Annotated in this window: 17 protein-coding genes; 7 read left to right on the top strand and 10 right to left on the bottom strand. The window is 53.6% G+C overall.

Annotation, left to right across the window (positions count from 1 at the left end):
• Positions 1-59 precede the first annotated feature (59 nt).
• Complete coding sequence (locus ACGHAD_RS01700) at positions 60-935, top strand: hypothetical protein (protein WP_382416765.1); 876 nt, start codon at positions 60-62, stop codon at positions 933-935.
• A 58-nt stretch (positions 936-993) separates the two neighbouring features.
• Here ACGHAD_RS01700 and ACGHAD_RS01695 read toward each other — a convergent pair whose 3' ends face one another.
• Positions 994-2,544 (bottom strand): cation:proton antiporter, encoded by a 1,551-nt coding sequence (locus tag ACGHAD_RS01695; protein WP_382416763.1) that lies wholly within the window; start codon positions 2,542-2,544, stop codon positions 994-996.
• A 189-nt stretch (positions 2,545-2,733) separates the two neighbouring features.
• On the opposite strand from ACGHAD_RS01695, the gene sugE reads away from it, so the two are divergent.
• From sugE to ACGHAD_RS01670, 5 genes are read left to right on the top strand one after another with little or no spacing between them, the layout of a single operon-like run.
• A complete protein-coding gene (sugE, locus tag ACGHAD_RS01690; protein WP_339617079.1) occupies positions 2,734-3,045 on the top strand; it encodes a quaternary ammonium compound efflux SMR transporter SugE in 312 nt (103 codons plus the stop codon).
• An 8-nt stretch (positions 3,046-3,053) separates the two neighbouring features.
• Entirely contained in the window at positions 3,054-3,422 is a 369-nt protein-coding gene (locus ACGHAD_RS01685; RefSeq protein WP_339617078.1) for a PH domain-containing protein, read from the top strand.
• 11 nt (positions 3,423-3,433) lie between these two features.
• The gene (locus ACGHAD_RS01680) at positions 3,434-3,742 is read left to right on the top strand and encodes a hypothetical protein (protein WP_339617077.1); all 309 of its coding nucleotides are present in this window, start codon (positions 3,434-3,436) and stop codon (positions 3,740-3,742) included.
• A 38-nt stretch (positions 3,743-3,780) separates the two neighbouring features.
• Complete coding sequence (locus tag ACGHAD_RS01675) at positions 3,781-4,323, top strand: outer membrane beta-barrel protein (RefSeq protein ID WP_339617076.1); 543 nt, start codon at positions 3,781-3,783, stop codon at positions 4,321-4,323.
• An 18-nt stretch (positions 4,324-4,341) separates the two neighbouring features.
• Complete coding sequence (locus tag ACGHAD_RS01670; protein WP_339617075.1) at positions 4,342-4,527, top strand: CPXCG motif-containing cysteine-rich protein; 186 nt, start codon at positions 4,342-4,344, stop codon at positions 4,525-4,527.
• Between the two features lie 16 nt (positions 4,528-4,543).
• On the opposite strand, the gene ACGHAD_RS01665 is transcribed toward ACGHAD_RS01670, so the two are convergent.
• Positions 4,544-5,086, bottom strand: a complete 543-nt coding sequence (locus tag ACGHAD_RS01665) for a glutathione peroxidase (RefSeq protein ID WP_339617074.1) — start codon at positions 5,084-5,086, stop codon at positions 4,544-4,546.
• Positions 5,087-5,214: 128 nt separating this feature from the next.
• On the opposite strand from ACGHAD_RS01665, the gene ACGHAD_RS01660 reads away from it, so the two are divergent.
• Positions 5,215-5,946: a 16S rRNA (uracil(1498)-N(3))-methyltransferase gene (locus tag ACGHAD_RS01660; protein ID WP_339617073.1), complete on the top strand. Its 732-nt coding sequence runs from the start codon at positions 5,215-5,217 to the stop codon at positions 5,944-5,946.
• Here ACGHAD_RS01660 and ACGHAD_RS01655 read toward each other — a convergent pair.
• The 8 genes from ACGHAD_RS01655 to pilH all read right to left on the bottom strand — a co-directional run bounded on the left by ACGHAD_RS01655 (position 5,906) and on the right by pilH (position 18,755).
• Positions 5,906-6,514 carry a GNAT family protein gene (locus ACGHAD_RS01655; protein WP_339617072.1) on the bottom strand — a complete coding sequence of 203 codons (609 nt, stop codon included), beginning with the start codon at positions 6,512-6,514 and terminating at the stop codon, positions 5,906-5,908. The two genes, ACGHAD_RS01660 and ACGHAD_RS01655, sit on opposite strands and share 41 nt — an antisense overlap.
• A 104-nt stretch (positions 6,515-6,618) precedes the next feature.
• Positions 6,619-7,104 (bottom strand): chemotaxis protein CheW, encoded by a 486-nt coding sequence (locus ACGHAD_RS01650; RefSeq protein WP_339617071.1) that lies wholly within the window; start codon positions 7,102-7,104, stop codon positions 6,619-6,621.
• The gene (locus ACGHAD_RS01645) at positions 7,101-8,084 is read right to left on the bottom strand and encodes a chemotaxis protein CheB (protein ID WP_382416758.1); all 984 of its coding nucleotides are present in this window, start codon (positions 8,082-8,084) and stop codon (positions 7,101-7,103) included. The genes ACGHAD_RS01650 and ACGHAD_RS01645 overlap by 4 nt, the downstream gene beginning before the upstream one ends.
• A 4-nt stretch (positions 8,085-8,088) precedes the next feature.
• Positions 8,089-14,454, bottom strand: coding sequence for an Hpt domain-containing protein (locus ACGHAD_RS01640; protein WP_382416756.1), 6,366 nt, complete (start codon positions 14,452-14,454; stop codon positions 8,089-8,091).
• A 12-nt stretch (positions 14,455-14,466) separates the two neighbouring features.
• On the bottom strand, positions 14,467-15,330 hold the full coding sequence (locus ACGHAD_RS01635) for a CheR family methyltransferase (protein ID WP_339617068.1): 864 nt from the start codon (positions 15,328-15,330) through the stop codon (positions 14,467-14,469).
• A 36-nt stretch (positions 15,331-15,366) separates the two neighbouring features.
• Positions 15,367-17,598 (bottom strand): methyl-accepting chemotaxis protein, encoded by a 2,232-nt coding sequence (locus tag ACGHAD_RS01630; RefSeq protein ID WP_339617067.1) that lies wholly within the window; start codon positions 17,596-17,598, stop codon positions 15,367-15,369.
• 165 nt (positions 17,599-17,763) lie between these two features.
• The gene (locus tag ACGHAD_RS01625; RefSeq protein ID WP_339617066.1) at positions 17,764-18,309 is read right to left on the bottom strand and encodes a chemotaxis protein CheW; all 546 of its coding nucleotides are present in this window, start codon (positions 18,307-18,309) and stop codon (positions 17,764-17,766) included.
• A gap of 83 nt (positions 18,310-18,392) precedes the next feature.
• On the bottom strand, positions 18,393-18,755 hold the full coding sequence (gene pilH, locus ACGHAD_RS01620) for a twitching motility response regulator PilH (protein ID WP_339617065.1): 363 nt from the start codon (positions 18,753-18,755) through the stop codon (positions 18,393-18,395).
• Between the last annotated feature and the right edge of the window lie 11 nt (positions 18,756-18,766).

Here is an 18,766-nt window from a genome sequence, read left to right as displayed (position 1 = left end):
ACTCACTGGGCAACTGCTAAACTCATAAGATAATGCGAATATTGCTATGGGTACCAAGGTTGTCAATACGTCTCTTATCGGTCGCACTACCGATTTTGTTGCTTGTTGGCGTTTGCGAGGCCAACGACAGCAGCACGCCGGAGTATGTTTACTGGACGGGTGCCGCAACCCCAGGACGCTTAGACTACGAACTGGCGGTAGTAGATGCCGCACTAAAGCGTAGCGTAGCGGCCTATGGCCCCTATCATTTAACGCTCGATCAGCGGGAAATGCCCTCTGTGCGCGGCCGTATGGCGCTTATTAAGGGCGATGATATTCACTTTGTGGCTACCACTAGGCAAGACTATGATCCACGCCAGCTTATTGTGGTGCGCCACCCCATTGAGGGCGGGCTATTGGGTTATCGGCAATTGCTGATTAAAGCCGAGCGTTTGCCCGAATTTGCCAATATTACTCGCCCCCAGCAGCTCCAAAAACTGATAGCGGGTCAAGGGCGGGGCTGGCCAGACGTTGATGTGTATAGAGCCAATCATTTTAACGTAGAGGAAATTCTCACGTTTGAGCAATTACTACCCGTATTACTAAGTGAGCGCATCGACTATATTCCATTGGGCATTGACGAAATAGAACCCACGCTGACGCGGTATGGCGATAAGTACCCGGGAATGACAAAAGTCCCAGGGCTTATGATTTACTACCCCATGCCCGTTTTTTTGGTGGTAAGCGCCCGACACCCGACGTTGGCGGCGCGGCTAAATGCAGGGCTTAAAGTGATGACCGAAGACGGTAGCTTGCAGCGGTTATTTATGCGCTATAAAGGCGATACTGTGGCAACAATAAAAGCGGCCAACCCAACCTTGATCATGCTGCGCAACCCCAACTTGCCACCCGCTTACAACCTACCACCCGCCCTGTTGGCGCACCCCGAAGAGTGAAGCCGAGCAATAATATCGCGACTTATGCGCCTCGGTTAATGCCCAAAAGGTAAGGCGCTCAAGCGCCCTCCACCATTTTTTCTTGCACGTGCTCAGCCAGCCCCACGCCAGCTTCAGACATCGTCAAGTAGGTTTCATTGGCGCCGGCCAAGTTGATTTTATCCGCCTCATCCTGAAACAAACTGTGGGAGGCGATAAAACCGTTGTAACCGCGCTGGCGCAACTGACGGGCCGCGATTATCTTCGCCTCTAGATCGCTCATACTTAAAATCACCGCACGGATATTGCTCATCTCCACGCCTTGCCAAAACACCTGATCTTCGGCATCGGCGAACATCACTGAACGGCCGGCTTTGCGGTGGCGGTCGACTTTGCCCGGGTCGGAGTCAAGCGCGATAAGCTTGCCAATTTTGCCGCTAAGCTGATCGTAAGCGGCAGTGCCGGTGCGGCCCATACCAAAAATCAGCACCTCGGCATCGCCCAGCGAGATAGGCTGTTGATCCGGGTGATGGATATTGCGCTCCAGCGGCAACAGACGACTTGAGAGTTTCTCGTAAAAAGGGTGAGCAATGCGGTTAAGCGGCGCCGATATCACAAACGACACAGCCACGGTAAGTGCCAGCGGCACAAGCCACTCGGGCAGCACTGCCGCAGCGACAATCAAGCCAAATTCACTGTAGTTAGTCAGCGCTAAACCACTCAAAAACGCACTGCGGGCGCGCAATTTAAACAACACTAGCAGCAAAAAGAAGCCAATCGCTTTGAGCGGCAACAGTAACGACGCGACCGCCGCCAGGATCAACGCATCCATCCCCGGCAACCCACTCATGCCAATTTGCAGGAAGAATCCCACCAAGAACACTTCTTTGATGCTCCAGAGGGAATTTGACAGCTCGGTGGCACGCCGGTGCTGAGCTAACAACACACCGAACGCCAAAGCCCCCAGCTCGGAGCTGAGCCCCAGTGCCTCAAAGCCCATCCCGCCCACAACAAGCGCCAGCAAGAGGCCGAGTAAAACCATAAGCTCGTCGTGACCGCAGACATCCAGCAGCTTAAACAACAATGGGCGCAGTAGCGGCAGGCCCAGCACCAAAGGCGCCCAAACGGAGGGCACGCTGCCACCCGCAAGCGAGATAACCAGCAGCGCGATAAGGTCTTGCACAACCAAGATGCCGATCGCTACGCGTCCATGAAACGCCCGCAACTCTCGTTTGCTATCGAGCACTTTGGCAGCCAATACGGTGCTAGAGAACGACAGGGCAATGGCGAGCAACATCGCCTCGTACCATGTCACCTCGAGCAGTACGTACATACCGGGGGTCAACAGCGCAACCGCCAGGGCAAAGTGCACAATGCCGCCGCCAATTACCTCTGGCTGCACGAGGTTGCGCACGCGAAGCTTGAGCCCCACGGTAAACAGCAACAACAACACGCCTATGTGCGCTAAATGTGCAATGACCTCATGGCCGTTTTCGGGCAACTCGACAAAGCGCCCCACACCACTGATGGCAAAACCTGCGGCCAAATAACCAACTAACGGGGGCAAGCCCACCGAGCGCACCAACAAACCTAGCGTGAACGCGCACGCAATCCATACCGCTTCTAACATTCCTGTGCCTTATTTGCCTTTAACTGTGGACGACGGCCGCCAAACCTTGAAAATAATCGCGATTATCCCTATTTTAGCCCATGCTATCGGTGAATACGCCAACCGAAGCCCGTGCGGGACGACCCGCGCTGCAGAGCAATCTGATTATCTCTAACCGGGGACGACCCCGCCCCGACGAGATTACCAAACATGTCTTGGTTTTACTTACTTTTAGCCGGCTTATTCGAGGTCGTGTGGGCCGTGGGCCTGAAATATTCCGATGGTTTTACGCGTCTATGGCCCAGCGTTACCACACTGGTGGCCATCGCTATCAGCCTGTCACTATTGGGGCTGTCGCTCAAAGAACTCCCCATTAGCACCGCTTACGCGATTTGGAGTGGTATCGGCGCCGTGGGGACTGTGATCCTGGGCATATTCCTGTTTGGCGAGAGCGTGTCGGCTTTGCGCCTAGTCTGTATTGCCCTTATACTCACGGGCATTGCCGGACTAAAATTGACCTAGGACGCACCATGGAAGCACTGTACGACGAACATCCCGTGATGTTTAAAAACAACCCTTTGGGGTTTATCCTCGCCCTGATTTTGTGTCTCGTGGGTATTGGTATCATCATCCTATTGGTATGGCACCTCAACAACAAATCGTCCCGCTTAATGGTCACAAAATCGGATGTTTTGTATGAGAAAGGACTGCTCAGTAAAGAGCGCTCTGAGCTAAACATCACCAGTATCCGCACCGTTAAAGTAAAGCAGTCGTTCTGGAATCGCATATTTGGTACCGGCACTATTGAGCTATACACCGCTGGCGACTCGGCCGAGATTATCGCCGTTGGAATGCCCGACCCAAACCGTGTGCGGGATATTATTAAAGCTAACGATTAACCGAGGCACCTATGGGCAGCGACGAAAAGGATAAGCGTCAAGCACGAGCCACACTTATTGGCATCGTGGCCGTTTTGCTGTTGGCGGTGATCGCCACCGCTTTGCTATTGCCCATGCTAGGCGGTATTACCGATGGCGTTTTCTCTCAGGGCTTAGGCCTTAAAGAAGCCGCTGTTATCTCCTTTTTTGTTACCACCGCGCTGCTAGTAGTCTTTGCCATTACCTCGGGCGACGGGCTTATCGGTGAGATACAATTTGTACTCGGCGGTTTTTTTACCTTTTTTATTATCATCTGGCTGATGATTGCGTGGATTTTTTAACCGCGCTCAACACATCGCCCCCAACACAGTGTAACTTTATGAAATTGACTCGCACCTTACTCGCACTTGCCCTCCCCGCCACACTACTGGCCAGCAACGCTAGCCTGGCCGATAACGAGCGTGGTTTTTTTGCCGGTGTTGGCGCCTCGGCAGTAAACGCCGACGATGAAAAAAGCTACGACGGCGCTGATTTATGGACAGCCGAGCTGTTTGCCGGTTACAAGTACAACAGCTTACTAGGCGCCGAAGTGCGTTACGGCACAGGCTTAGGTGCCGATACCGTGTATTTAGACGGCGACGACACCATTGAAGCGGATATGGACATTAACCACTATCAGGCCATTTACTATCGCGCCGAGGCCACCAACCAACATGGCCGCTTTTACGCCTTACTGGGCTACTCCGATCTCGACTACCGCTTAGAAGACACCGGCTTAAGCACCGACGGGTTTTCTTGGGGCTTGGGCTTTGGCTGGTACATCGCGCCAAAATGGAACTTAAACTTTGAATACAAAAATTTGGCCGATGTCGACAACCAAGACTTTACTGCCATCAGTGCCAACTTAGATTACCGCTTTTAAGAGGCGTAATATTAATTTATGGCTGACTTGTTAGAAAAACCGGTGCATTGCCCGTTTTGCGATGCCCCGCTTACCCTACTTGTTGACGACTCGGCTGGCAGCCAGCGCTACACTGAAGATTGCCATGTCTGCTGCCAGCCGATAGACGTAAATGTGTGGGTCGATAGCGACGGTGACGTAAGCGTCACCGTCGAGCAAGAGTAGCAAACAACCTCTTCACTTAAGGCTGTAGCAAGGCCTCAATGGCCTCGTTTAACGCTTCGCTATCAGGCTTCACCTTACTGTCAAAGTGCTGCACGTTGCCTGTTTCCCCATCCAGTAAGTACTTATTAAAATTCCAGCCCGGCTGCTCACTCTGTGCGCCCAAATACGCAAACAAATCATTGGCCTTATCACCAGTCACAGCAGTCGGAGCCAGCATGGTAAAGGTCACCCCGTAGTTGGTATAGCAAATCGTCGCCGCCTCTTCTTCCGACTTAGCGGCCTGCTTAAAATCATCACTGGCAAACCCCACGACCACCAAACCTTGGTCGGCGTATTGCTTATGCAGCGCCTCTAGCGCTTTAAATTGTGGCGTGTAACCACAGTGGCTGGCGGTATTCACAATTAGCGCGTCTTTGCCCGCCAAAAGGTCACACAGATTAGCATTATCACTGGCGTGCAGCTTACGATACTCGCCCTCCAGATACGCTGGGCAATCGGCCGCTTGTACCGCCGACACGCTCAGTCCGAGTAGTACTGCCAGAGCAATTGAAGTTTTCATGTTTGGATCCTGTTGTTTGGGGTTGGCGTATTAACCATACGCAATAAACAGTCCGCTGGATGTCTTCAACCAGCCACCTGAGTCCTGCTATGATCTTACTCTGACATTCCGCCAAGACCAAACGACCCATGCGCATCCCCCGAGTTTACTGCCCCATTGACCTAACGCTTAACACACCTATCAGCCTCGACGACAATGCCGCTCACTATCTTGGCAAGGTGCTACGCATGGGCGCGGGGCGACCGGTGGTAGTGTTTAACGGCGAAGGAGGCGAATTTGCCGGCACCATTAGCGAGGCGGGTAAAAAGCGCATGCAGGTCACACTCGACAGCTTTGATGATACTGAGCGCGAATCGTCCTTCGCCATTGAGCTAGCCGTCGGCCTATCCCGCGGTGAGCGCTGGGACTTTGTGTTGCAAAAAGCCACTGAACTGGGGGTAACCAGGATCGTGCCGCTTGCGACCGAGCGCACGGAGGTAAAGCTAAAAGGTGAACGTCTGGAAAAAAAGTGGCAGCACTGGCGCCAGATTACCGTCAGCGCCTGCGAACAATGCCAGCGCAACCGAATCCCCGAGCTTGCCTCAGTGACACCCCTCGCCGATTATTTAAACGAGGCTAAGGCCGAACAAAAGCTTGTTCTGCACCACCGCGACAGCCAAGGCCTACCCGCCGCACACAACCCCAGCAGCGCAGCACTTTTGGTGGGTCCCGAAGGCGGCCTGAGTGACAGCGAAATTCATGCCGCACAAGAGGCGGGCTTTAACCCACTGACACTTGGCCCGCGCGTCATGCGCACCGAAACCGCTCCGATCGCGGCTATTAGCGTGCTGCAATATCAGTGGGGCGATTTTGCATCATAAACGCTAGGTGTTGTTTTATGCCCGGCCATTCGTCACCGGTAATACTGTAAATCACCGAGTCGCGAATACGCCCGTCGCGCATTTGCATATGCTTGCGCAATAACCCCTCGTACTTTGCGCCGATGCGCTCAAGCGCAGTCCGCGAGCGACGATTAAGACAGTCGGTTAAAAACTCCACGCGCAAACAGTTCAATGCCTCAAATGCATGGCACAACAGCAAGTATTTACACACCGTATTCACACCCGTGCGCTGAAAACGCTGGGCAATAAAAGTGAAGCCGATTTCGACCCGACGATGCTCGGGTACCGCACGCATAAATCGTGTCGAGCCAATCACCCTATTATCACTTTGGCACACAATGGCATAGGTTAGCCCTAACCCTGCGGCATAATCGGCCATCGCTTTTTCATAAAACGACTCAAGCCGCTCGGGCGCGGGCACAATGGTCAGAAACAATTGCGACAAATCGCCATCGGCAATGGCAGCGGCCAACCCAGGCAAATGCTGCTGCGTTAACGGCACAAGCGCCACGCCATTTAAAGCAAGCGGTTGCTGTATAAACTCCATAAATAATCCCTTACAATTTCTCGATAGCGCCAACCAAGCGGGTACAAAAAACCCGCCTCGGTGCGGCGGGTTTTTAAGATCACAAACACCACCAACCTGTGTGGCTAACGCTGGCTGGAAAACTCTAAGTAGGTTTGCTCAATCTTTGCCAGCGCGGGAATAACCGCCTGTTCACCGGCCCACGTTACAATAAGCTGGTCATAAGGAGCTTTTACAACGTTTTCTCGCTCGGCTATCTCTGAGGCGGTAACCCGTGCCAAGCGCGGCAAGCCTTGGGTCAAAATGGCAATAAAGCTCAAAGAATCACTGATGCCCGTAGTATTAAGCACCGCCACCCGACAACGGCTATTTATACTTGGGCGCGCCTGGCCATTAAGTAACTCCAACGAGACGATGGGAATATCCAGTTCACGCCAGTTGATATCCCCCAACAACCATTGCGGCGCATTATCGACCGATTGGATCTCGCCCACAGGGACAATCTCGGCGACGGTCACGTTAGGCAGCAGCAAAAGAGACTCACCAAGAGGCACCAACAAACTGGCTACTTCTTGATAGCTATCGGATTCTATTTGATGTTCCGCTCTCATGAGCTGACTGCCCCTTTCATCGCGTTTGTGTGATTCATGTATTGTACAAAATTGGCCGCTAGCTGCGCTGGCGTGCCGGTAAAATCGACGCAATCAGTGGCCAGTGCCGCTAGCGGCATTGAGTCGACCACGCAACTGCTGGGCTCTTGCACCCAAACCTGGCCTCGCTGCTGCTTGATAAACCGACAGCTGGCAGCACCATCAGTACCCATACCAGAAAAAATAATAACACCACTGTGTTCTTTTTTCGCGCTGGCAAGATTTGCCAGTAGCTGGTCAATCGATGGCTGGTAGCGCCCACCCCAGGGCTCGTCGTAAACCACTAAGGTACTATTATCCAGTACATTAACGCGCCGTGCCGGGTCCATAATAGTAACGGTATCCGGCTGGATTACCGCGCCTTGCTCGGGAACAACGCCGCGGTAGGCGCCACTTTTACCGAGCATGGTCACCAACGATCCGCAGTACTCCCGATCAATATGTTGCGCGTACAAAAAGCCCGTGCCAAGACCGGCGGGAAGCGCTTGCAAAAACTCGCGCACCGGTTGCGGCCCGCCCGTTGATGCCGCCAACACCCAAACGGCCTGCGCCGCAGTACAGGTTGCCAGATTTACCTCGCCGACGAGACGCTGCAAACGCGCGCGCAAGCGATTGGACCATTGCAGTTGGGCCGTACTACTAGTGCCTACCTCGCTACTATCGCTAAGCAGCACCGGAATCTCAGAGGTGGCCAATAAAACACTCAACACCTCACCGGTGGCGCTGAGTTCCTCTTCAACATGGGTAATATCAACCAACCAGGCATCCAGGTCGGCAATACGCTCTAAATCTTCCAAATCCAAGTCGGGCACCACTGAGTGCCCGTACTGTGGCAACACCGCACTGTACTCAACCCGCTGCCCCGTTTGTGCCACCAACAAGCTCAACTGTCGCAGCTTTTGCTCACTATCGACCAACAGGCCTAGCCCTAGGGGTTTCACGCGACTACGCGTCCTGCTCTTCGATCAGTTCTTGAATATTATTGAGCAAAATATCTTCTTGGTAAGGCTTACCCATGTAGCGGTTAACGCCCAAATCCAGGGCCCGCTCGCGATGCTTATCGCCGGTACGCGAGGTAATCATAATAATCGGCAAGTGCTTTAGACGCGAGCTAGTGCGAATGTTCTTAGCCACCTCAAAGCCATCCATACGCGGCATTTCGATATCCAGCAACATCACATCGGGAATGCTGTCTTGCAGTAACAAGATGGCTTCGGCACCATCTTTTGCAGTCACAACCCGGTAGCCTTCGCGCTCCAAAAAGCGCCCTGTAACCTTGCGCACGGTAACCGAGTCATCCACCACCATAACGGTTTTTTCGTCGTCTTCTCTGTCAGCGGCTACCGACTGCGCAAACGGCTCTAGCAAAGTTGACTCAGCCAAGCCTAGTGCCATTTGCTCACGAATCAGCGCGTGCAAGTCGAGAATAACCACAACAGAGCCATCCCCCATCACCGTCGCACCCGACACGCCGCGCACTTTACTAAACTGTGCACCCAAGGTTTTTACCACGATCTCGCGGCTACCCAACAGCTTATCAACCTGCAGAGCCATGGTGTTTTCGGCGCTGCGCACCAACACAATAGGCAACGGCAGTGCCTGACCATCCAACTTAGGCAGCGAGTCGCTATCGAGCAGCGACCCCAAGTAGCGCACGAGATAATTCTCACCGGCGTACTCAAAGCGCGCTTGCTCATCCTGATAATAATGCTCTAACTCAAACGGGCTAACCCGCACAATACCCTCAATAGTATTCAGCGGAATAGCGTAAAGGTCATCGCCAATCTGTACCATCAAGGCGCGGTTTACCGACACAGTAAACGGTAGGCGTACCGTAAACTCTGTGCCCTGCCCCCAGTGAGAGTTGATAAACATGGAGCCGCCCAGCTGCTTGATCTCGGAGTGAACCACGTCCATCCCAACACCACGACCGGAAATTTGCGTCACCTTATCCGCCGTACTGAAGCCCGCATGCAAAATAAATTGCATGACGTCTTGGTCGGATAGCTGCGCGCCTTCGGTCATCAAACCCCGTTCGACTGCTTTGGCTCGCACTTTATCTAAGTTAATACCGCGCCCGTCGTCCACTAGCCGCAGCACTACATCGCCACCTTCACGGGATAAATTGAGCGAGATAACACCGACATCACTTTTGCCGCTATCGCGGCGCTCATCGATAGGTTCAATACCGTGATCGACAGCGTTGCGCAGCATGTGCTCCAGCGGCGCAATCATTCGCTCCAGAACCGAGCGGTCCAATTCGCCCTCTACATTATCGAGCTCGAAACTGACCTCTTTACCCAGCTCGTTAGCCGCTTGCCGCACAATCCGGCGCAACCTTGGCACCAACCGCGCAAAAGGCACCATGCGCGAGCGCATTAAGCCTTCTTGCAAGTCAGTGTTAATACGCGACTGCTGCAACAGTAGCGTTTCTGTATCGCGGTTTTTATCCACGAGGGTCATGCGCAAATCCAGCAAGTCCGAGGCGGACTCTACCAGCGAACGCGAAAGCTGTTGCAGGGCCGAGTAACGGTCCATTTCTAGCGGGTCAAACTCGTCATGAGCAGCCATCTGCTCTTGACGGAATAAAATCTGGGCTTCGGTTTCGATATCGAGGCGGCGCAGCTGCTCTTGCAGACGCTCAATGGTCGCGTCCATTTCGTCCAGCGCGACACCGGTGTCACCCACTTGTTCTTCAATACGCGCGCGGGCAATCGAAGTTTCACCAGCAAGGTTTACCAGCTCCTCCAGAAGCTCCGCCGAGACTTTAACAACCTCTTGTGGACCACTGCGCTTGGCCGCCAAATGCTGCGCTTGCGCGCCGGGTGTGGCCACTGGCCCACCGCCACCTATTGGCGCCGGGCTGGTCGATCCCGGTTTGACCGGAGGCTTAACTTTTGGCGCAAACGGTAAGATGTTTGCCGGCTCGCTCGTTTGCGATGGGTCTGGGGCGGCATCTTCCGCAGAGCTCGCATCATGCTCTGGCGCAGGATCTTGCTGATCCGTCGCAGCCTGCGTAGGCTCCTCAACCTCAGCAACAGGAGCGGCAGGCTTCTCAGGAACAGCCGTGCCATGAAGCTTGGCTTGCACCACTTGAATACAATGGTGGATTTGATCTTGGTAATGCACCAACTTGGTAAATGTTGCCTGATCCATAGCATCGATATTTAAATCAATGACCAAGGTTTCAAAGTCGTGGGTTAAATCCCCGAGCTCATTAAGGCCGGCTAGGCGTGCGCCGCCTTTAAGGGTATGTAGGCTGCGTTTTAACTCTTCAACGCACTCGGTGTTTCCCCAGTCATCTTGCCAGTCGTGCATTGAGCGTTCGATGTCTTCGCTCAACTCGCCGGCCTCCTCCATAAAGATTTCGAGAATCTCCTGATCGAGCTCATCTTCAATCTCAATCTCGGCGGCATAGTCGGTATTCGCTAACCCTGACGCTAGCGGCTCTGATTCCTCAGCCTCATCAGCGTCACCTGGCAGCGTTGACTCAGGCTCCTCGACGACATCGGCATCCAGGTTCTCATTAAGCGACTCCGCTGGCTCTTGCTCGTCAATATCCTCGGGCAAGGCGTAAGCGGTATCGTCAACTTCATCGACGATAGTTGTATCGGGTACCTCGGCATCGAATTCAAGTGATGCATCGAACGCCGGCTCATCCGCGCCGGCAATATTCTCATTTGCCTGATTATCGACGGCGTCGGCCGCCAGCTCTACGTCATCGGTAACGTCACCATCAGTGGTGAGGGCGACATCCACATCATCACTGGCGGCCAGCGTTGCCTGGCTATCCATCACTTCCGTTTCGGGCTCGGCTTCGGCTTCGGCTTCGGCTTCGGCTTCGGCTTCGGCTTCGGCTTCGGCTTCGGCTTCGGCTTCGGCTTCGGCTTCGGCCAACAAGCTATCTCTTGGCGCCGCACCGTCAAGTAGCCCTGACAATACAGCATCTACATCGGGAGGAATTGGCTGTAAATTTTGCCCCGCGGCAATGGCGTCAACCATGTCCAGTAGCGCGGTGTGCACTCTTATAAGCTCCTCGCACAGGAGCGGCTCGCAATTGAGTTCACCGGCCACAATACGTTGATATACTTGGTGCAATTTATCGCCCAGGCTCGCCATCGGGGGTAAATTAGCGTGCGCCGCGCCGCGCGTAAGATTTTTTAACTCGTTAATAATCGGCTGCAACTGTGCAATATCTTCGGGGCTTTGTTGCCAGGCATCGATAAGTTGATCGGCATCCAGGAGTAAATTCATCTCCTCAGCCATAAATATTTCTAACAACTCCGGGTCAACCGGGTGCTTGCCGCCAGCATCGGCCTGCTGTAATTGTGCCAATGGCGCAACGTATAGTTCCCGTAATTCATGTACCCGAGCGAGGTATTGATCTAAGCGCGGGATCATGAGTTCGCGTTGCCGATCAATATCCTCTAAGGCAGAGCGGGTATAACTCACGCCATCGCGCAGCAACTGTAAAATGTCGTCATTGATATTAACTTGGTAGCTGCGCAACTCTTTAACAAACTTTTCCAGCGGCGTGGCAAGCTCTGCAATTGGCGTCACTTCCGCCATATGCGCGCTGCCTTTTAAGGTGTGCAACGCACGCTGCATATCGTCGCTGGGGGGTTCAAACAGCGGGCGCGCCTGCTCCATACGCTCGATGTACTGCTCGACAATTTCCAAGTGTGCCAGTGCTTCGGCACCAAATATATGCCATAACTGGCCGTCATCGGTATCGGCCGAATCGTCATCATCGAGGTTCTGGGCGACCGAAACACTGCCCGCAGTAGTCAGTTCTTCGGGGGTTACATCGCCCTCTGCCGCCTCTGTCTCTACCTCAACTGTTGCGGCTAGCTCGATCTCTTCCTCAAGTGGCTTTAAATCGTAAGGCACTTCGCCCCGAGCCAAAGCTTCACCTTGTTCGCGCAGATGATGAACACCATCACGATCCGGGGTCGGTTCGCGCGCCGCAAAAGCATCAATCATAGCCGGTAGTTTAAGTCGCACATTTTCAATAAAAATAACGTGAGGCTGGGCCGGTACGATCGTGTCGTCGATCACCCGGTTGAGCATATTTTCAACCGACCAAGCGAGCTCACCAATATCACTGGCGCCCACCATACGGCCGCTACCTTTTAAGGTGTGAAAGGCACGCCGAAACTCTGTTAGCGAATCGGTGTCTTCAAAATTCTGCGCCCACTGTGGGAAGAATTCCGCGATGGCCTCGCTTACTTCACCCGCCTCTTCGATAAATATTTCAAGAATTTCGTCGTCAACGACCTCGTCGTCTTCGTCGTCAATCGTAATGTCTTCTTCTGCAGCCGCAGGTATTTCGCTCTCATGCTCGACAATAACCGGTTCGAGATCGACAGTGGCCTCATCAGCGGCGCTTTCTTCTGCCTGCTCACTGTCTGACTCCACGTAATCGATGTTTACATCGGGCTCATCAGCCGTACCAGTGTTGCTATCCAGAGCTTGTGCATAAGCACTTTGAAGCAATAACGAGTCGGCATCGTCGGTATGCGCTTGTGGGGACTCAGCGACAGGCAACGATTCCGGTTCCGCATCGTCTACACTGGCATTAGCCGTCTGAGATCGGCCAGAGTATTGGGTCACAGCGTATCCCAGTTGCTCCACGCTTTCCTCGGCAACCATTAACAGCAGCTCGTTCTCTTCTTCGCTGCTTTCGCCACCTAAGCGTTCTAAATAGTATTCCACGCTGGTAATGGCATCAGCTAAGGTGTCTAGCGTCGTCCACTCGGGCTTTTGTTCTTGCTGTTGTAATTGCTCTTCAATATAGCGCGCACACGCACCCAAAATCCTCGCTGGACGAGGCAGCGGAATCATTTCTAGGCTACCGCGAATATCGCGCAGCATTTGCGGTACATTATTTAAATGGTCGCGATTCCACTGCGAGGCAATGTACTCGACGATGGCATCTTTAGCGTGCTCAAGCCCGTTACGCGACTCGCGCATCACCGACGCCTTAGCGTCTGACAATGTCATGCCCGCTTGATCTTTTACCTGTTTCGCAACGCTTTTACCCGCGTTAGAGGCCAACACGTCCAGTTCGCCCTCAATATCGATAACGCGATTTGCAACGCCAATCAACTGCTCGTCGGACAAGCCGGTAGATGAAGTCATGGCCAGCTCAAGGGCGGCGCTTTGTTCAATAACCGAGCGGCGCAAATCACCGATACCCAGCACGGCCATGGTGTCGCCAACGCGTTTAAGTATACCAACGGCATCGGCAAGCGGCTGCTGAGAATCCGCGCCCGATAAACAAGTATCCAACGCACGCTTAACGCCTTCCAGCTCTACTTTTAGGGCTGTAACCACCGAGCGCATAGCCTCCGGGTCGGGGCTTGATAATATATCCTGACTGTCACCTTGCTCTTTACCCTCAAGCAGTGCCCGGTCTAGTTGATACAGCTCATACACTTGTTTGAGCTTAGAGCCGGCGGCAAAACTGGGCGTGTGTTTACCCGAGCGGGCGACATAATAAAGCAGGTTTTTAATCAGCTCTTCGTCGCTGAAGCTGTCCAGTGCCGAAACGCCCTGGAGCACTAATATTTTGATTTCGCGATCGAGCTTACGCAGCAAGTTTTTAATCGAAACGCTGGACTCAATTGCGTCCATCTCCAGCGCTTCGGCCAATGCCTGAGCGATCAACCACAATGGCTGCCGCGCTGTGCCTGAGGTAAGTCGGTAGAGGCGGGAAAACACTTTACTAAGATAGGCAAGATTCTCATCCGGATTAACGGATTTAATAAACCCTGCGGCGGCGTATTGATACATTTGCCGCAACTTTTTTGCGGTCGCGATAAATTGCGCATCGTCCGCCGTGAGCGGCATACGCTCGCCCGATACTTGGCGCACAGGCGTCATGTCGGGCATAAATAAATTGGTGTCCGACAACAAGCTTTCGCCGCGCACAGTGCGCAGATCGTTTAACAGTGGCAACACCACTAAGGGGTTGTCGTTGCGGCTTACTTTAACTTGGTTGAGGTAGACCGGAAACTGCAAGATAGCGCGCATTAGCACTTCTTGGCCTTCGCCGGTATTGGCCACAGCGCCATTAATCAGTGCCTGGGTGAGCTGCTCCATCTCTTCGGCGAGCATTGCTGCACCGTGAAACTCCACCATCTGCAAACTGCCGCGCACTTGATGGATATGCGTCAAGCAAAAGCGCAGACGCGCCTTATCGTTGGTATCTTGTACGTAAGACTCGAGCGATTGTCGCGCTTGCTTCAAGGTCTCGGCTATTTCATGAATAACCCAGTCGAGAGCCGCAAAGTTGCGATTGTCAGCCATCTAGCGCCTTCCTCATTGTTGTTTTTGCTCGACCCGAATGTAAGCCTGGATTTTATCGTCTGCTACCCGTTTCATTTCAGGGTGCTCCCAATCCATTACCTCGCCAAGACCTACCACCAGCAGACCACCCGGCTTAAGCCGACCAGCAAGACTATTGAGAATATCGCGCCGCAACCAGCGACGAAAATAAACCAATAGATTCTGGCAAAACACCACATCCATGGGCACATTAGGGATTTCACTCACCTGCAAAATATTGCCGTGGGTAAAACAAATCCGATCTCGCAACTTGCGCACAATCTCGTAGTTGCCATCGTTACATAAGGTGCAATAGCGTCGCGCCTCTTCGGTGGTCATTTGCTCTATAGCACGTGGCAAGTAGCGCCCTAAACGCGCTTTGGCTAATGCTGTGGAGCTAATGTCCAACGACGTAATGCCGTAATAGGGTTCGAGCTGTGCCAACTCAAAGCAATCGTTGATGACCATGGCCAGCGAGTAAGGCTCTTCACCGGTAGAGCAACCTACGCTCCAGACATCAAAACTATCGTTGAGCTGGCGATTATTAATTTTATCTTGCAAATAGTGGCGTACATATTCAAACGACTGGCGGTGGCGAAAAAAGCTCGTTTCTTTTACCGCCACCCGGTCGATTAAAATCGACCACTCTAACCGCCCCTGTAAGCCATCAGTCACCAGCGAATAATAATCGCTGTAATGCTCGTAACCCAGCTCGCGCATACGAATCGAAAGTTGCGACTGCAGCAGCGACTTTTGCCCCAGCGTTAGCTGAATGCCCGCGCGCTCTTCCAGCAACTTGCTCCACTGTTCGAACTCGCTATCGCTGAGATCGACTATAGTCCGTAGCGACCACCCCATAGTTAACGACGCATCAAGGCTAGTTAACGATATGACTTACACATGATGACGATTGGTGTCATCGTCATCAGCGTCGATATCAATGTCGAGGTCTACTTCATCACTTAAGTCGACAACATCCGCCTCACCCAAATCAACCACCTCTTCGTAATCACTTAGCTCGCTGGGAGGCTGCGTATGCACATCGGCCGACTCCGCCTCTAGGCTGGCAAACTCGGCACTGTGATCAAAGCTTGCGCTCTCACTGGTATCTTCTTCCGGCAGCTTAAAGCCCGCCACCGATTCACGCAGATCGAGCGCCATAGACGCAAGATTACCAATCGACTGCGCCGTGGCACTGGTACCCGCTGACGTTTGCGTGGTGATCTCTTGAATCACGTTCATCGTGTTAGAGATGTGACCGGCAGACGATGCCTGCTGGCGCGCGGCGTTCGAAATGTTCTGAATCAATTCTGCAAGCGAGGTCGATACGCCTTCGATCTCTTCCAGTGCAACACCGGCGTCTTGCGCCAAGCGAGCACCGCGAACCACCTCTGAAGTGGTTTGTTCCATCGAGATCACCGCCTCGTTGGTATCGTTCTGAATCGTTTTAACCAGCGCCTCAATCTGCTTGGTTGCCGCCGCAGAGCGTTCCGCAAGACGCTGTACCTCATCCGCTACCACCGCAAAGCCTCGACCTGCGTCACCGGCCATCGAGGCCTGAATCGCAGCGTTAAGTGCGAGGATGTTGGTTTGGTCAGCAATGTCGTTAATCAAGGATACGATGTCACCAATTTCCTGTGACGATTCACCGAGGCGTTTAATCCGCTTCGAGGTGTCTTGAATCTGCTCGCGAATGGTATCCATCCCGTGGATGGTATTCTGTACCACTTTGGCGCCGTTGCTCGCGATCGATACCGCGCGCTCTGCCACCGCGGCCGATTCAGAGGCGTTGGCCGATACTTGGTCAATGGTCACCGCCATTTCATTTACCGCCGCCGATGCACCGGCAATTTCTTGCGCCTGGTGCTCAGAGGCCTCGGCCAAGTGCAGTGCCGTTTGCTGGGTTTCTTGCGCGGCGGCCGATACGTTTACGGCCGTTTCGTTAATTCGCGCTACCAGAATCCGCAACTGGTCAATGGTGTAGTTAATAGAGTCAGCAATCGCCCCGGTGAAATCCTCGGTTACCGTAGCGGTAGTGGTCAGGTCACCATCGGCCAGGTCGGCAAGTTCATCCAGTAGTCGCAAAATAGCCGTTTGGTTACGCTCGTTCGCCTCGGCGGTTACCGCCAAGCGACGGCGTGTACCGCGATACAACAAAATACCGATAAAGGCCAAACAGGCGAGAATTAAGCCGGCAATAATCAACAACAGGGTATTGTTCAGTGGCCGCTCGGTCGCCTGAATCGAGATTTTATCGGCGATATCACTCAGCGCCTGCAGCAGTGCTGGGGTCTGGGTGATAATTGCCTCTTCGGCCTGCCGCGCAGAGAACAGTGCCGGAGCACCTTCAAAGATGTCGCGAATCGAGTTACCAACACCATCAAACAACTGGGAAATTTCATCCAGGCTCGCGCGAGCATCTGGGTCCGATACCCGCGAAATGCCCAGCATCTCATCACCGTTGAGCATCGCCGCCAGCATACGTCCGTAGAGGTTAGCATCTAGGTTGAACTGATCGGCTGCCTTATCGGCGTCGGCGTCACCACGGAGCATCTTATCCACGTTTCGACCGATACGCTCGGCGCGCCAAGATTGCATCTGCGCTTGTGATACCTGCTCGGCAGGTGCGCCTGCCTCTAGCAAAATCTCTACAATGTTGCTGTGCTGCGCCTGCAGTGTAGGCAGGTTGTTGTTTAGGTCGTTACCAACGCGATTAATAAAAACAATGGCCTCTTGGTTTTCCAGGATCGACTCGGCATTGCTTTTAATGTCTTTCCACACCGAGCCAAAGGCGCCAAATTCATCGCTCAGCTCTTTTTGCGTTCGGGGGTCAGCGGTGCGCAGCGTATCCCACGTGGCGCTCATGGTATCCACCACGGTAGCCAGCTCGTCAAACGCCTCTTCATTGCCCGAGGTGGCATCCCGCGCCAGCGACGTCAGCCGGTAGGCCTGAGCCCGCAGTTCCGCCGCCTGCTGCTCGTAGAGGCCATCTCGATCACTGTCGCGATTGACAATGGTAAAGATCACCGCCATGGCAATAATAAGCGCCACTAGCAAGACGCCTACAAAGACAATCGCAGGATTGCCTTTAAGCGTCGCAGCAATAGTTCTGGACTCAGTTTTCATTACATACTCCTGACCGACTCTGCATCATTGTTGTTCGTTGTTAGCTGAGAAACTCGGACCGACTCTGTGAGCCCACCCCCAAAAGTCCCTCTTCTGGTATTACATAAATCTATGACAAGCATCTTTACGCAGCGCAACGCCGCTTATTTTATTACGCCCAGCGCCTCAGATATCCTTTGCAGCATCTGTAAAACGCTGGTCTTGCGCGAGTATCGAGAGGCGAAATACATTCCACGTATTGTCCTCTGCGATATAACTACCGCGCGCATAGGGCAGCAACCCCTCCACTAAATCCGAATTGCTGGGCAAAAATTCATCGGCGGGAAAGTGCTGCATGCCATACACCTGATCGACGATCAGGCCTGTGTACAACGCTTCTGTCTCGAGCACCAAAACGCGGCGGCGCTTGCGCCCCCCGACTAAACGGCCGCCGCAAAAGGCGGCCAAGTCAAACAGCGGAAGCAACCGACCACGGACGTTCGCCACACCGCGCACCCAGGATTGCACACCGGGCAAATGCGTGTAATTGGGAACTTCGAGCATCTCGGACACCTCGTCCATCGGCGCCACAAAGTGACTGCCGAGCAAGGTAAAACCAATACCGCTCCACTGTGGACGCGCATCAATCTGGGCCGGCAAGCCTTTGGCTGCCGCCCGACAACTACTGGCCAAGCTGGCCAGTGCCGTGAATGCGCTCGATTGCTCTGACATGATCCGAGTCCGTGTTTTATCTATTGTGTCCGACTCCAGCGCACAGCAAGGGGGACCCTAGCGCGCGCTGCTACCCCAACTGATCAGGCCATAACCTCACTGATCGAATCCATCAAGACTTCGGCGGTTATTGGCTTGGCCAAATAAGCGCGCGCACCTTGACGCATCCCCCAAACTCGATCGGTCTGCTGATCTTTGGTGGTAACGATAATGACGGGAATATTCGCGGTCTCTGGAGCTTTGGTCAGCTGGCGAGTTGCCTGAAAGCCGTTCAAGCCCGGCATCACAATATCCATCAAGACAACATCTGGCAGCTCTTTTTTAGCCAGCGCCACACCCTCTTCACCATTGGGTGCCGTCAACACGGCATGGCCGTTTTTCTCCAGCATGGTGGTCAGCTTATAAGTTTCAGTGGGCGAGTCGTCGATAATAAGTACTCTGGCCATAGGATCCCCAA

It is taken from the genome of Gilvimarinus japonicus (genome assembly GCF_042847215.1).
GTDB lineage: Bacteria > Pseudomonadota > Gammaproteobacteria > Pseudomonadales > Cellvibrionaceae > Gilvimarinus > Gilvimarinus japonicus.
This window is presented reverse-complemented; position numbering and strand designations above follow the sequence as displayed.

Coding starts and splice junctions, on each gene's coding strand:
- ACGHAD_RS01695 (WP_382416763.1), bottom strand. CDS start 2,544: ATGTTAGAAGCGGTATGGATTGCGTGCGCGTTCACGCTAGGTTTGTTG.
- sugE (WP_339617079.1), top strand. CDS start 2,734: ATGTCTTGGTTTTACTTACTTTTAGCCGGCTTATTCGAGGTCGTGTGG.
- ACGHAD_RS01685 (WP_339617078.1), top strand. CDS start 3,054: ATGGAAGCACTGTACGACGAACATCCCGTGATGTTTAAAAACAACCCT.
- ACGHAD_RS01680 (WP_339617077.1), top strand. CDS start 3,434: ATGGGCAGCGACGAAAAGGATAAGCGTCAAGCACGAGCCACACTTATT.
- ACGHAD_RS01675 (WP_339617076.1), top strand. CDS start 3,781: ATGAAATTGACTCGCACCTTACTCGCACTTGCCCTCCCCGCCACACTA.
- ACGHAD_RS01670 (WP_339617075.1), top strand. CDS start 4,342: ATGGCTGACTTGTTAGAAAAACCGGTGCATTGCCCGTTTTGCGATGCC.
- ACGHAD_RS01665 (WP_339617074.1), bottom strand. CDS start 5,086: ATGAAAACTTCAATTGCTCTGGCAGTACTACTCGGACTGAGCGTGTCG.
- ACGHAD_RS01660 (WP_339617073.1), top strand. CDS start 5,215: ATGCGCATCCCCCGAGTTTACTGCCCCATTGACCTAACGCTTAACACA.
- ACGHAD_RS01655 (WP_339617072.1), bottom strand. CDS start 6,514: ATGGAGTTTATACAGCAACCGCTTGCTTTAAATGGCGTGGCGCTTGTG.
- ACGHAD_RS01650 (WP_339617071.1), bottom strand. CDS start 7,104: ATGAGAGCGGAACATCAAATAGAATCCGATAGCTATCAAGAAGTAGCC.
- ACGHAD_RS01640 (WP_382416756.1), bottom strand. CDS start 14,454: ATGGCTGACAATCGCAACTTTGCGGCTCTCGACTGGGTTATTCATGAA.
- ACGHAD_RS01635 (WP_339617068.1), bottom strand. CDS start 15,330: ATGGGGTGGTCGCTACGGACTATAGTCGATCTCAGCGATAGCGAGTTC.
- ACGHAD_RS01630 (WP_339617067.1), bottom strand. CDS start 17,598: ATGAAAACTGAGTCCAGAACTATTGCTGCGACGCTTAAAGGCAATCCT.
- ACGHAD_RS01625 (WP_339617066.1), bottom strand. CDS start 18,309: ATGTCAGAGCAATCGAGCGCATTCACGGCACTGGCCAGCTTGGCCAGT.
- pilH (WP_339617065.1), bottom strand. CDS start 18,755: ATGGCCAGAGTACTTATTATCGACGACTCGCCCACTGAAACTTATAAG.